The sequence below is a fragment of the Luteimonas sp. Soil_C_16 genome (genome assembly GCF_057657295.1).
On record NZ_JBDGIS010000001.1, the window covers coordinates 279,715 to 293,540 of the forward strand.

14 protein-coding genes are annotated in these 13,826 nt (G+C 68.7%); 7 read left to right on the plus strand and 7 right to left on the minus strand.

The features are described 5' to 3' along the window. Positions 1-44: 44 nt before the first annotated feature. Positions 45-821: a polysaccharide deacetylase family protein gene (locus AC3A5T_RS01240; RefSeq protein WP_487626999.1), complete on the minus strand. Its 777-nt coding sequence runs from the start codon at positions 819-821 to the stop codon at positions 45-47. 117 nt (positions 822-938) lie between these two features. On the opposite strand from AC3A5T_RS01240, the gene grxD reads away from it, so the two are divergent. The 7 genes from grxD (at position 939) to AC3A5T_RS01275 (ending at position 9,512) form a co-directional block, all read left to right on the plus strand. After that, the gene (gene grxD / locus AC3A5T_RS01245; RefSeq protein ID WP_487627000.1) at positions 939-1,868 is read left to right on the plus strand and encodes a Grx4 family monothiol glutaredoxin; all 930 of its coding nucleotides are present in this window, start codon (positions 939-941) and stop codon (positions 1,866-1,868) included. Between the two features lie 1,082 nt (positions 1,869-2,950). Further along, positions 2,951-6,403: a hybrid sensor histidine kinase/response regulator gene (locus AC3A5T_RS01250; protein ID WP_332079084.1), complete on the plus strand. Its 3,453-nt coding sequence runs from the start codon at positions 2,951-2,953 to the stop codon at positions 6,401-6,403. Positions 6,404-6,498: 95 nt separating this feature from the next. Beyond that, a complete protein-coding gene (locus AC3A5T_RS01255) occupies positions 6,499-6,639 on the plus strand; it encodes a hypothetical protein (protein ID WP_332079083.1) in 141 nt (46 codons plus the stop codon). A 43-nt stretch (positions 6,640-6,682) separates the two neighbouring features. Beyond that, complete coding sequence (locus AC3A5T_RS01260; protein WP_487627001.1) at positions 6,683-7,303, plus strand: DsbA family protein; 621 nt, start codon at positions 6,683-6,685, stop codon at positions 7,301-7,303. Between the two features lie 113 nt (positions 7,304-7,416). Beyond that, positions 7,417-8,355 carry a DegV family protein gene (locus tag AC3A5T_RS01265; protein ID WP_487627002.1) on the plus strand — a complete coding sequence of 313 codons (939 nt, stop codon included), beginning with the start codon at positions 7,417-7,419 and terminating at the stop codon, positions 8,353-8,355. A gap of 127 nt (positions 8,356-8,482) precedes the next feature. Continuing rightward, positions 8,483-8,824, plus strand: coding sequence for a hypothetical protein (locus AC3A5T_RS01270; RefSeq protein ID WP_332079080.1), 342 nt, complete (start codon positions 8,483-8,485; stop codon positions 8,822-8,824). A 22-nt stretch (positions 8,825-8,846) separates the two neighbouring features. Further along, a complete protein-coding gene (locus tag AC3A5T_RS01275) occupies positions 8,847-9,512 on the plus strand; it encodes a Dph6-related ATP pyrophosphatase (RefSeq protein WP_487627003.1) in 666 nt (221 codons plus the stop codon). 24 nt (positions 9,513-9,536) lie between these two features. Here the strand turns inward: AC3A5T_RS01275 and AC3A5T_RS01280 are convergent, their stop codons facing one another. The 6 genes from AC3A5T_RS01280 to frmR form a co-directional block, all read right to left on the minus strand. Next, positions 9,537-10,592 carry a L,D-transpeptidase gene (locus tag AC3A5T_RS01280; RefSeq protein ID WP_487627004.1) on the minus strand — a complete coding sequence of 352 codons (1,056 nt, stop codon included), beginning with the start codon at positions 10,590-10,592 and terminating at the stop codon, positions 9,537-9,539. Positions 10,593-10,670: 78 nt separating this feature from the next. After that, a complete protein-coding gene (locus tag AC3A5T_RS01285; protein ID WP_487627005.1) occupies positions 10,671-11,198 on the minus strand; it encodes a GNAT family N-acetyltransferase in 528 nt (175 codons plus the stop codon). 2 nt (positions 11,199-11,200) lie between these two features. After that, on the minus strand, positions 11,201-12,037 hold the full coding sequence (gene fghA / locus AC3A5T_RS01290; protein WP_487627006.1) for an S-formylglutathione hydrolase: 837 nt from the start codon (positions 12,035-12,037) through the stop codon (positions 11,201-11,203). A gap of 1 nt (position 12,038) precedes the next feature. Next, a complete protein-coding gene (locus tag AC3A5T_RS01295) occupies positions 12,039-12,371 on the minus strand; it encodes a DUF3658 domain-containing protein (protein WP_487627007.1) in 333 nt (110 codons plus the stop codon). Next, a complete protein-coding gene (locus AC3A5T_RS01300) occupies positions 12,371-13,480 on the minus strand; it encodes an S-(hydroxymethyl)glutathione dehydrogenase/class III alcohol dehydrogenase (protein ID WP_487627008.1) in 1,110 nt (369 codons plus the stop codon). The genes AC3A5T_RS01295 and AC3A5T_RS01300 overlap by 1 nt, the downstream gene beginning before the upstream one ends. 23 nt (positions 13,481-13,503) lie before the next feature. Continuing rightward, a complete protein-coding gene (gene frmR, locus AC3A5T_RS01305; RefSeq protein WP_487627009.1) occupies positions 13,504-13,779 on the minus strand; it encodes a formaldehyde-responsive transcriptional repressor FrmR in 276 nt (91 codons plus the stop codon). Positions 13,780-13,826 lie beyond the last annotated feature (47 nt).

Consider the following 13,826-nt stretch of genomic DNA (forward strand, 5'->3'; position numbering starts at 1 on the left):
GTGTGCGACACCCATCGCGCATGGTCGCCTGTCTCGACTGATCGTCAGAGCGCCTGATCCGGCAACACCGCCCGCAATCCCTTCGCGTGCATCCGCGCGAGCACGCCTTCGACCATCGCGACATTGCGGCCATGCTTCGCGCCTTCGTGCAGCAGCACGATCGCACCGGGCGCGAGGTCGGCATCGATCCGCGTGACCACGTCCTCCACGTCCGCCTTCACCGCATCGAAGCCGCGCGCATTCCAGCCGACGCGCGCCAGTCCTGCATCCCGCAGCGGCGCGTGCACGAACGGATTGGTGTGACCGACGACCGAACGGAACCACACCGGCGCGTGACCGCTGATGCCGGTCAGCGTGCGCTGGGCGTCGAGAATCTCGCGCCGCATCCGCGCCGGTCCCAGCGCCCAGAACATCGCCTGCGGATGGGTCTGGCTGTGGTTGCCGATGCCGTGGCCGCGCGCGGCGATCGCACGCACGAGGTCCGGTCGCTCGGCAGCACGCGCACCGACCAGGAAGAACGTCGCCTTCGCGTCGTGCGCATCGAGCAGATCGAGCAGCGCGCGGGTGTCGTCGGACGGGCCGTCGTCGATCGTCAGCCACACCCCCTCGCCCGGCAGCCGGGTCAGCACCGGGCCGTACAGGCGCGATGCGGGCGCCAGCACGCCCCACAGGCACAGCCCGTGGCTGGCCAGCAGCAGCGGCAGGCCGATCGTCCAGCCCAGCTGCCACCAGACCAGTGCGATCAGCAGCTGCGAGGCGATCAGCAGCGGCAGCCACAGCTGCGGACGACGGGGCGGGCGATGCACGGACATGGCGCGCATGATGCCATCGGCACCGCCGCGCAACGCGGTGTTCCGGGCCCGCGGGCGGCGCTTGCGGGCTTGCATCGCAGGCCGCGCGGTACCATGTGGGTCGTTCCCGCACACCGGATCCATGCCATGTCCCTCGACCCCGCTCTCCGCACCCGCATCGAAACCCTGCTGCAGGGCAACCGGGCCGTGTTGTTCATGAAGGGCTCGCCGACGACCCCGCAGTGCGGCTTCTCCGCCAAAGCCATCTCCGCGCTGGAAGCGGTGGGCATCGACTACGCGACCGTCAACGTGCTCGAAGACGGCGAAATCCGCGAAGGCATCAAGGTCTACGGCGACTGGCCGACGATCCCGCAGCTCTACGTCGACGGCGAGCTCGTCGGCGGCAGCGACATCATCGAGCAGATGGTCGGCAGCGGTGAGCTGCACGGCCTATTCGGCGTCGCGCCGCCGGACCGCACGCCGCCGTCGATCTCGATCACCCCGGCCGCGCGCGAGATGATCGCCAAGGCCGTCGGCGACGCCGGTGGCGATTACGTGCTGCAGGTCGACATCGACGGCAACTTCCGCACCCGCCTGCAGCTCGCGCCGCGCAGCGCGTCGGCGATCATCGCCCAGGCCGACGGCATCGACGTGCAGTTCGACCTCGCCGGCGCACGCCGCGCCGAGGGCATGACGATCGACTTCGCCGACGACATCCGCGGCCGCGGTCTGGTCATCGACAACCCGAACGCGCCCAAGCCCGTGCAGGACATCAGCCCGGCCGACGCCAACGACCGCCTCGCCGCCGGCACGCTGACCCTCGTCGACGTGCGCCCGCCGGACGAACGCGCCACCGCCAGCGTCGCGCGCCCGTTCGAGGTGATCGACGGCGACGCGATCACCCGTCTGCAGCAGCTGCCCAAGGACACCCCGCTGGCGTTCCTGTGCCACCACGGCGGCCGCAGCCAGCAGGCGGCCGAGCATTTCCGCAACCAGGGCTTCACCCACCTCTACAACGTCGCCGGCGGCATCGATGCCTGGAGCGACAGCGTGGATGGCGGTGTGCCGAAGTACTGAGTCACGCGCTCGCGTGATGCATCGGAAGGCGGCCTGCGGGCCGCCTTTTTTTGTTGGCCGTTTTTGCCCGCTCGATGTCGCGACTGGGGGCTTGGCAGTTCTAGGGCCGCTGGCGCTTGCGGCTTTGTGTTTGCTCCTGGCTTGCTTTTTGGCTTTGTCTTTGTCTTTCGCTTTGGCTTTGGCTTTGGCGTTGGCTTTTTCTTTGGCTTTGGCTTTGGCTTTGGCTTTCAGTCGTTGACTTGAAGCGAGCCGTAGAGCGAGCCGAGCATCGCAGGGCGACGGGGTCGAAGAGCAGCCCATGTCTGAGCGCAGCGAGTTTGGGCCGCGTGCCCCGTCGCTCGAGAAGCGCAGGGGACCGCCGCGGCTGTATCGCGGCGGATCGCGTCCGGCGAAGACGGTTTTGCTTACTTTTGCCAAGACAAAAGTAAGCCGCGCGACAGCGCGGAAGCCCTGTCCTTGATCTTCGCCTCTTGGGCGATCGGGTTTATCGACGCCCAGTCCAACGATCTAAGCAAGGCAAAGCTGAAGGCTCGAAGCGAACAGCAAGTGCAGGGCTTTCGCCCGCTTCGCGTGCGAGTCCCTTTTGGATGGACCCAAAAGGAACCAAAAGGTCCCTTCGCCGGACGCGAGCCGACGCGATGGAGCCGCGTCGGTCCCCTCCGCGCCTCGCCTGACGCGGCACGCAGCCCAAACTCGCTGCGCTCAGACACGGGCTGCTCTTCGGCCACGCCAGGCTCCGGTGCTCGGCTCGCTTTACGGCTCGATTCGAGTCAAAGGCTGAAAGCCAAAGCCAAAGCCGAGTCCAAAGCCGGAGTCAGAGTCGGAGTCGGAGTCGGATCCAAAACAACACAGAAGCAGAATGGATTCCCGCGTTCGCGGGAATGACGGCGGTAAAGAAAACACCAAGGCACAAGCACAAGCAGAGGCAGAGGCAGAGGCAGAAAGCAAAGACAGAGAGAGAGAGAGACAAAGGCAAGAGCGCGACCGACGGCAGCGCCGGGATGACGTCAGCGGAAAGACCTCCGGCCCACGCCCCACCCCTCGCCCCGTACACTCGGCCGCTTCGGATCGAGAGGACGGGCATGCTGCCGGGCTGGGTACTGCTGCTGGTGTCGCTGGGCTATGCCGCGCTGCTGTTCGGCGTGGCCTGGTATGGCGACCGGCGTCCGTTGTCCCCGGATCGGCCGTGGCTGCGCACCGCGGTCTACAGCCTCGGCATGGCGGTGTACTGCTCGTCGTGGACGTTCTACGGCGCGGTGGGCACGGCGGCGCGGCAGGGGTTGGGGTATCTGCCGATCTATCTCGGGCCGCTGCTGTTGCTGCTGTTCGGCTGGCGCATCCTCGAGCGGCTGGCGCTGATCGCGCAGTCGCAGAACACGGTCTCGATCGCCGACTTCATCGCGTCGCGCTACGGCCGCTCGCAGCGGCTGGCGGCGATGGTCGCGCTGATCGCGCTGGTGGCCGCGGTGCCGTATCTGGCGTTGCAGTACAAGGCGGTGGCGATCAGCCTGGGCGTGCTCGGCGGGCCGGACGATCCGGTCACGCCGTTCGGCGATCCGGCGTTCTACGTCGCCGCATTGATGGCGCTGTTCGCGATCCTGTTCGGTACGCGCCAGGTCGATGCCACCGAGCATCGGCCCGGCATGATGCTGGCGGTCGCGCTGGAATCGCTGGTCAAGCTGGTCGCGCTGGTCGCGGTGGGCGTGTTCGCGATCGCGTGGTTCGACAGCAATGACCTGAAGCTCGTCGAGGCGACGCACGCACTGGTCGAGAACGCGCCGCCCAGCAGTTTCGTCGCGCAGTGTCTGCTCGCGTTCGCGGCGCTGATCTGTCTGCCGCGCCAGTTCCATGTGGCGATCGTCGAATGCGGCGACGTGCGCGACATCCGCCGCGCGCGCTGGCTGTTCGGCGGGTATCTGGTGATCATCTGCCTGATGGTGCTGCCGATCGCCAGCGCCGGCGTCGCGTTGTTCGGTCGCGACGGGCCGGTGGCGCCGGACAGCTTCGTGCTCGCGCTGCCGATGGCGATGAATGCCGATTCGCTGGCGCTGTTCGCCTACATCGGCGGCTTCTCGGCGGCGACCGGCATGGTGATCGTGTCCTCGGTCGCGCTGGCGACGATGGTCAGCAACGACCTGGTGATGCCGCTGCTGCTGCGCCGCGGCTATGCCGAACGCCACGGCGGCAACGTCGCGCGCACGGTGCTGTGGATCCGCCGCGTCGCGATCGTCCTGCTCGCCGCGCTCGCCTACGGCTATTACCGCGCCAGCGGCACCGAGACCACGCTGGCGGCATTCGGCCTGATGGCGTTCGCGGCCGTCGCGCAGTTCGCGCCGGCGCTGATCGGCGGTCTGTACTGGCGCGGCGCGAGCCGGCGTGGTGTGGAAGTGGGCCTGCTGATCGGCTTCGGGGTGTGGACCTACACGCTGCTGCTGCCGACGCTCACGCAGTCGGGCTGGCTCGATCCGCAGTGGCTGACGACCGGTCCGTTCGGCATCGACTGGCTGCGACCGCATGCACTGTTCGGACTCGCCGGCTGGGATCCGCTGACCCACGGCACGTTCTGGTCGCTGCTGCTCAACGTCGGCGCGCTGCTGCTGGTGTCGGCGCGCTGGCGGCCGACGCTCGACGAGCGCCTGCGCGCAGCGCCCTTCCTCGATCCGTATGCCGAGCGCCGCACGTTCGCGTCCGAGGACTGGAGCGGCAACGTCGGCATTCCCGACCTGCTGACGCTGACCGGCCGCATCGTCGGCGAACGCACCGCGCGCGCGGCCTTCGACGAACACGCGCAGGTGCAGGGCAAGCCGCTCGCGCTCAATGCGCCGGCCGATCGCACCTGGCTGCAGTTCACCGAACGCCAGCTTGCGGCAGCCGTTGGTGCATCGTCGGCACGCCTGCTGATGACCAGCGCGCTGAAGGGCTCGGGCATGGAGGTCGACGAGGTCGTCGCGATGCTCGACGAGGCCGGCCAGGAACTGCGCTTCAACCGCGAAGTCCTGTCGTCGACGCTGGAGAACATCGATCACGGGGTCAGCGTGGTCGACCGCACGATGCGGCTGGTCGCGTGGAACCGCAGCTACCAGCGCCTGTTCGGCTATCCCGACAACATGCTCTACGTCGGCCGTCCGGTCGCGGACCTGATCCGCTACAACGCCGAGCGCGGCGAGCTCGGGCCGCGCGATGTCATCGACATCGACACCGAGATCGACAAGCGCATCGCCTACATGCGCGCCGGTTCGCCGCACGTGTCCGAGCGCGTGCTCGGCAACGGCCAGGTCATCGAACTGCGCGGCCAGCCGTTACCGGGTGGCGGTTACGCGACCAGCTACAGCGACGTCACCGACTACAAGCGCGTGGAACGCGAACTGCGCGACATCAACGAGACGCTGGAACAGCGCGTCGCCGACCGCACGCGCGAGGCGGAAGCCGCGCAAGAGTCGCGCTCGCGCTTCCTCACCGCGGTCAGCCACGACGTGTTGCAGCCGCTCAATGCCGCGCGGCTGTTCACCTCGGCGCTGCGCGAAACCCAGGACGGCGCCGAGCAGAAGCATCTCGCCGAACGCGTTGACACCTCGCTGCGCGCGGCCGAGGAACTGCTCGACGGTCTGCTCGACGTCTCGCGCCTCGATGCCGGTGCGCTGAAGCCAGAGATCACCGATCTCGACGTGTCCGAACTGCTGCGCCAGCTCGCCGGCCAGTACGCGCCGATGGCCAAGGCCCGCAAGCTCGACATCCGCCTGCACGCACTGCCGATCGCGGTGCGCAGCGATCGCCGGCTGCTGCGCCGCGTGCTGCAGAACTTCCTCGCCAATGCGCTGCGCTACACGCGCACGGGGCGCATCGTGCTGTCGGCGCGGCGTCGCGGCGACCAGGTCGCGCTGCAGGTCTGGGACACGGGGCCGGGCATTCCCGAACACCACATGAGCCAGATCTACGACGAGTTCCATCGCTACGAACAGAACTTCGACTGGGACGGTCGCGGTCTGGGTCTGGGCCTGTCGATCTGCCAGCGCATCTCGCGCCTGCTCGGCCACACGCTCGATGCGCGCTCCAGCGTCGGCCGCGGCAGCATGTTCTCGATCACCGTGCCGCGCAGCGTCATGGCGACGCTGCCGCCGACCGCCGCGCCGGCGCCGCTGCACGACGAATCGCTGCACGGCCTGCGCGTGCTGTGCGTCGACAATGACGACGACATCCTCGCCGGCATGCGCGCATTGCTGCGGCGCTGGGGCGTGGAGCCGCTGTGCGCGAAGACCATCGACGAGGCGATCGCCTGCATGGACGAATCGCCGGACGTGATGCTGGTCGACTACCACCTGCACGACCGGCTCGACGGCCTCGACACGCTCGACGCGCTGCGCGGCATCGCGCCCGACGTGCCCGGCGCGCTGCTGACCGCCGACGGCAGCGACACGCTCAAGCAGACCGCACGCATCCGCGGCTATCGCGTGCTGACCAAGCCGGTCAAGCCGGCCTCGATGCGCGCCTTCCTCGGCGCCCAGCGGATGGCGGCGAGCCGACGCGCGGGCAGCTGACGGGCAGGCTCGCGCAGGCGCCGCCGGGCTGCACGTCACGCGCGTCACATGCCGATGCCTAGGATCGAGCGCTCCCGCCTGCCCGGATCCCCACCATGAGTTCCAACGAGAAGACCCCCAAGCCGCCGATGACCAAACGCCGCCGCGTGTTCCTGTTCGGCGCCGTGGTTGCCATCGTGGTGCTGCCGCTGATCATCTACATGGTGGCGATCGGAATCGGCGGGGGCGTGGAGTAAGCGCCACGCACTGGAACCGGCGCATTCGAAGATGGAGCATGCGATGCATGCGATCTGGTATTTCGACGTTGTCTCACCCTTCGCGTATCTGCAGTGGCGCCGGCTGAGACCACTGCTCGCGACGCACGACATCCGCCCGGTGCCGATCCTGTTCGCGGCGGTGCTGTCGGCGATCGGCAATCGCGGGCCGGCGGAGATTCCGGCCAAGCGCACCTTCACCTATCAGCACGTCGCGTGGCGCGCGCAACGGGACGGCATTGCGCTGGTGTTTCCGCCCGCGCATCCGTTCAACCCGATCGCGGCACTGCGCGCCGCGACCGCCGCCGATGCCGACCCCGATGTGATCGACGCGCTGTTCGCGCACATCTGGGCGCGGGGACAGCCCGGCGACAGCGTCGAAGCACTGGCGCCGGTGCTGGCCGCGGCGCAGCTCTCGCCTGCCGATGTCGAAGCGCCCACGGTCAAGTCACGCCTGCGCGCGAATACCGATGCGGCGATCGCCGTCGGCGTGTTCGGCGTGCCGACGCTGCGCGTCGGTGACGCACTGTTCTGGGGCGAGGACGCGCACGACTTCGCCCTCGCGGCGCTCGCCGATCCCGCCCTGCTCGACACGCCGGAGATGCAGCGCCTCGCGCAGCTGCCCGTCGGCGCCACGCGCGGCTGAGATGCGGGCCACGGCGCCGATCGCGTAAAGTGCCAGCGGGTGCGACGCGCGCCCGACCCGCGAACCGTCGGCACAGACGGGCGCCGGCCACGCGAAAGAAATGGGGAGGGCGCATGCGCATCGGAATCGTCGTCGACTCGGCCTGTGATCTGCCGCCGGAGTGGCTGGCTGCCCACGGCATCCATCTGTTGCCGGTGACGGTGAAGATCGGCCAGTCCGCCTTCGTGGACCTGCGCGACGAACGCGCGACGCTGGACTTCATCGAAAGCCACGTCACCGGCCGGCACACCGCCGAGACCTCGGCGTTTCCCGCCGATCAGATCAAGGCGCTGTTCCTCGAACAGCTGGTCATCGATTACGACTACGTGTTCTGCCTGACGGTCACGCGCCATCGCAGTCAGATCCACGACAACGCGACCCACGCGAGCTTCGCGATCCTCAACGAGTACAAGCCGATCCGCGCGCAGGCCGGTCGCACCACGCCATTCGCGCTGCGTATCGTTGATTCGCAGCAGGTGTTCGCCGGCCAGGGCATCCTGCCGGTCGAAGCCGTGCGCCTGCGCGATGCCGGCGCCAGCGCGCCGGAGATCCGCAGCCGTCTCGAATTCCTCGCCGAACGCAGCTACGCCTACATGGTGCCGCGCGATCTCGGCTACCTGCGTGCGCGCATCAAGCATCGCGGCGACAAGAGCGTGAGCCTGCTGGCCGCGTTGATCGGCGGCGCGCTCGACATCAAGCCGATCCTGCACTGCCACCGTGGTGACACCGGCCCGGTCGGCAAGGTGCGCGGGTTCGAACCCGCCGCCGAGAAACTGTTCGCCTTCGCCGTCGAGCGCGTGCGCGCCGGCCTGCTCACCCCGACGTTGTGCCTGAGCTACGGCGGCGAGCTCGACCAGATGCGCGCCCTGCCCGGCTACGCCGCACTCGTGGCTGCGTGCGAGGAACATCACGTCGAGCGCTTTGAAACGGTGATGAGCCTGACCGGCATGGTCAACGTGGGCTCGGGCTCGCTGACGCTGGGCTTCGCGGCACCGCCGCATACGTTCGCCTGACCCGCTCGTGCGCGGATCGCGCCGCGCGCGACGCGCCGATCGTCGCGCCGTGCGCCCCGCATGACGGATTTCTAACACGCCCGGTTGCTAGGCTGACGGCCTTCCCGTTTCACCGAATGGACGCCGCATGAGCACCCGCTATCTGATCCGACTGCCCGAACCCGAGCAGGCCCGCGCCTCGGGCGAACACGCCTTCCGTGCGCAGGGCGCCGCCGGCATCGCGGCCGAACTGCAGGACGCCCTGCGCGGCGACACGCTGTTCGCCCGCTGGCGCGACCAGCAGCCGGATCCGGACGAGGTCGATCCGTCGCTGGGCATCACCGATCCCGGTGCGCAGGTCAGCGGCGAAGACCGCGATCTCGGCGTCGATCTGGTCGTGAACACCTCGATTTCCAGCACCGTGCTCAAGCACCGCCTGCGCCTGCTCGCCGGCAGCGCCTGGGAACTGCGCGACGTCCGCGCCGGCTGAAGTGGCCGCGATGCCCACGCCGGTGCTCCTGTCCTGGAGCGGCGGCAAGGACGCGGCCTGGACGCTGCACGTCCTGCGACAGCGCCATGACGTCGAAGTCGTGGGGCTGGTCACGACGATCACCGAAGGATTCGAGCGCATCTCGATGCAGGGCATCCGCGTCGACGTGCTGCATGCACAGGCGCGCGCCGCGGGTCTGCCGGTGATCGAGGCGCGGATCCCGCAGGCTGCGGACAACACGATCTACGAGGCCGCATTCGCCGGCGCGCTGCACGCGGCGCGTACGCGCTGGCCTGCACTGCGCACGATCGCGTTCGGCGACCTGTTCCTCGACGACATCCGCGCGTGGCGGCAGGCGCAATGCGCGAAGCTGGACTGGGACGCGCTGTTTCCGCTGTTCGGCAGTGACACATCGACCCTCGCGCGCACGATGCAGCAGCAGGGCCTGTGCGCGGCCCTGTGCTGCGTCGACACCACGCAACTCGACGCGCGTTTCGCCGGCCACGTCTTCGACGGCACCCTGCTCGATGCGCTGCCGCCGCAGATCGACCCCTGCGGCGAGCATGGCGAGTTCCACACCTGTGTCTACGACGGCCCGATGTTCGCGGCGCCCCTTCCGCTGGTGCAGGGCGGGACCGTGCTGCGCGACGCGCGCTTCGCCTATACCGATTTCCGTCTGCGCGACTGAGCCACGGCGATCGGCGATCGGCGATCAGCGCGCCGGCGGCAACGCGTCGAGCACGCGCTGGCCACGGCCGGTGGTTTCCGGCAACAGGTGGGCGTCGGTCGCCACCAGCACGGTGCCGGGACGCAACCGCGGCAGCACGCGTTCGACGAATCCCGGTGGTACCTGCACGCCGGCCAGCAGAGTGGGATCGAGCGTCTGGCCGGCATCGGCCTCGCGGCCCGGGACCGCGATCGACTGCCATGCCGGCAGCTGGCCATCGGGCACGCCGTCCACATGCACCGGCAGCGTGCCGGCGCCCATGACATAGACATGGGTGCCTCGCGGCGCGGCCGCCGCCGGCACGACGATCCGTGCGCGTCCGACCTCGCGCCCGTCGGCGAGTGCGATCAGGCGCTGGTCGCTGCGGCTGAGCACCAGCGACAGCGGACCGGTTGTCGCGTCATCGGCGGTCCAGCGCCAGGGCTGACCGTCGTCGAGCGGCAAGGCGGCGATCGAAGCACCACTCGCGGGATCGACCGGCGCGAGCAGGCCGGGATGCACGGCATCGGCCGATGCGTGTCCGTCCTCGGCGATGACCACCGTCATACCCAGCGTCGTCGCAGCGAACAGACGACGCGCGAACTCGGTCGGCAGATGCACGCAGCCGTGCGATTCCGGATAGCCCGGCAGGCCGCCGGCATGCAACGCGACGCCGTCCCAGGTCAGCCGCTCCTGGTAAGGCATCGCGGCGTTGTTGTACTTGTTCGAGTGGTGGTCGCGATCCTTCTGCAGGATGGTGAACACGCCGGTCGGCGTCGCGTGCCCGGGCTTGCCGGTGCTGACCGTGGTCACCGCGATCCGCAGGCCATTGCGATAGACGTAGCCGCGCTGCTCATCGAGGCTGACGACCATCACCATCGGACCGAGTGCGGGATCGTCGCCCGCCCAGATCCACGCGCCGGGCTTCAGCGCTTCAGGCGGCGTGTCGACCGCGCTCGACTGCGGCGCGCCCCAGGACGGCACCGCGGTCGCAGCGCCTGCCGCGAACGGTGCGCACAGCAGGCAGAGCCAGCACAGCAGCCACATCCTTCGTATCGACATCGTCTTCGCCCCGGAACGCATGTAGCGCGACGCTAGCACGCAGCGTGATGCGCTACGTGGCCGCAGGTGCCAGTCCGCTCACTGCTGCGACCAGTCGGCGCGCGACAGCCACAGCACGCGGCAGTCGTCCTCGCCGAACCGCCACGGCCCCTGATCGACGAAGCCCAGACGCGCGTACAGCGCGCGCGCCCGCACGTTCGACATGAGTGGATCGAGCAGCACGCCGGCGATATCGGGCACCGAGAAGGCGCGCGTCAGCGCCGCCTCGAGCATGCGGGTGCCATGGCCCTGGCCCAGTGCGTCGGCCTCGCCGATCCAGAGGTCGATCGCGCGCGAGACCCGGGCGGGATGGTCGGGATGCGCCGCCAGCCAGTCGGCCCAGTAGGCGTCGTCGGCGCGCACGGGATCGGCGATTTCCATGAAGCCGATCGGACGGCCGTCGACTTCGGCGATCAGCTGCGAGCGCCAGTCGGGCCGGCGCAGCAGTTCCGTCTCCCAGGCCCAGTCGTCATTGGGATCGGCATCGACGACCTGCGGCGCCTCGTCCCAGCGCCGCAGCAGCGCGAGATCGTCGATCGTCGCCTCGCGCAGCTGCAGTGTGGCCATCGTCAGACGTGCAGCGCCTTGGCGTGATGCGCGATGTGCGCGCCGATGAAGCTCTGGATGAAGTAGTAGCTGTGGTCGTAGCCCGGCTGCAGGCGCAGTTCGATCGGATGACCGGCGGCCTCGCACGCGGCCTGCAGCAGCTGCGGCTTGAGCTGGCCATCGAGGAACTCGTCGGCATCGCCCTGATCGATCAGCAACGGCAGGCGCTCGGTCGCATGTGCCACGAGCGCCGTCGCGTCGTAGGCGCGCCACGCGGCGCGGTCGTCGCCGAGGTACGCACCGAAGGCTTTCTCGCCCCACGGCACCTGGCTCGGCGCGACGATCGGCGAGAACGCCGACACGCTGCGATAGCGCCCCGGATTCTTCAGCGCGATCACCAGCGCGCCGTGGCCGCCCATCGAATGACCGCTGATCGCACGCGCGCCGTTCGCCGGCAGTTCGGCCTCGACCAGCGCCGGCAGTTCTTTCACGACGTAGTCGTACATCCGGTAGCGCGTTGCCCAGGGCGACTGCGTCGCATCGACGTAGAAGCCCGCGCCCTTGCCGAGGTCGTAGCCGTCGGCATCGGCGACGTCGTCGCCGCGCGGGCTGGTGTCGGGCGCGACGAGGATCACGCCGTGCTCGGCCGCATAGCGCTGCGCGCCGGCCTTGGTGATGAAGTTCTGCTCGTTGCAGGTCAGGCCCGACAGCCAGTACAGCACCGGCAGCTTCGCGTGCTCGGCCTGCGGCGGCAGATAGACCGCGAAGCGCATCGTGCAGCCGAGCGTCTTCGAGGCGTGCTCGTAGACGTCCTGCCAGCCGCCGAAGCAGGCGCGGTGTTCGACGCGCTCGAGTGCCACGTCAGCGGCCGCCCTGCGGCAGACGGATCTCGAAGGTCTTGAGCACCTGCGGATCGCCCTTGCCTTCGATACGACCGGCCTGCACCAGCGCGCGGATGCGGATCGTGTAGAGCACTTCCGGCAGTTCCTCGTGCTCGTCGGGCGCGGCGATCATCACGCCGGAGGCGATGAAGCCCGCCTTCTTCCAGCTGCTGTCGAGCGCCGACAGGATGGACTGGTCGATCTGTTCGAGATCACCGTCGTCCAGCTGCGCGATCGCATCGCGCTGTTCCTGTTCGAGGTCGAGATGTTCGATCGCCGCTTCGAGCGCGATCATGTCCATGAAATCAGTCATCAGTAGTGCACCACGGAGCGGATGGATTTGCCTTCGTGCATCAGGTCGAAGGCGTCGTTGATGGCGTCGAGACCCATGGTATGGGTGACGAAGGGCGCGAGCTCGATGTCGCCCCTCATCGCGTCTTCGACCATGCCCGGCAGTTGGGTCCGACCCTTGACGCCACCGAACGCGGTGCCGAGCCATTTGCGGCCGGTGACCAGCTGGAACGGGCGTGTGGAGATTTCCTGGCCCGAACCGGCGACGCCGATGATGACCGACTGGCCCCAGCCACGGTGCGCGCATTCGAGCGCGGCGCGCATCACGTTGACGTTGCCGATGCACTCGAAGGAATGGTCGACGCCCCAGGTCGTCATCTCGACGATGACCTGCTGGATCGGCTTGTCGAAATCCTTCGGGTTGATGCAGTCGGTAGCGCCGAATTCCTTCGCCAGCTCGAACTTCGACGGGTTGGTGTCGACGGCGATGATGCGGCCGGCTTTGGCCTGGCGCGCGCCCTGGATCACCGCCAGACCGATGCCGCCCAGACCGAACACGGCGACGCTGTCGCCTGCCTGCACCTTGGCGGTGTTGTGCACCGCGCCGATGCCGGTCGTCACGCCGCACCCGAGCAAACAGACGTGCTCGGGATTCGCCTCCGGGTTGATCTTGGCCAGCGAAACTTCGGCGACCACGGTGTACTCGCTGAAGGTCGAGCAGCCCATGTAGTGATAGACCGGCTCGCCGTTGTACGAGAAGCGCGTGGTGCCGTCGGGCATCACCCCCTTGCCCTGCGTGGCGCGCACGGCGACGCACAGATTGGTCTTGCCGCTCTTGCAGAACAGGCACTCGCCGCATTCGGCGGTGTAGAGCGGGATCACGTGGTCGCCCGGCTTCACCGAGGTCACGCCTTCGCCCACTTCGACGACGATGCCTGCGCCCTCATGGCCCAGCACGGCCGGGAACAGGCCTTCGGGATCGTCGCCCGACAGCGTGAACGCGTCGGTGTGGCAGACGCCGGTATGGGTGATCTTCACCAGCACTTCGCCGGCCTGCGGCGGCGCGACGTCGATCTCGACGATCTTCAGGGGTTCGCCCGCGGCGAACGCAACGGCGGCACGTGACTTCATGATGGACTCCCGGAAAACGAGGCTTACTTGAGATAGGTCCGTACCAGGGCGACGGCATCGTCGACGCTGGCGCGGCGGTGTTCGGGCGAGCCGGCCGGCTGGCCGAGTTCCTCGCGCAGATGGCTTTCGAGTACGCCGGACATCAGCCCGTTGACCGCACCGCGCAGCGCGGCGAGCTGCTGCAGCACGGGGCCGCAGTCGGCGCCGGCTTCGAGCGCACGCTCGAGCGCGTCGAGCTGCCCGCGCATGCGACGCACGCGCAGCAGGACACGCTTCTTCTCTTCGGGCGAATGCGGCATGGCAGCGTCGTCTCGATACTCTGGGGGAGTATACGACGTCTGCACTG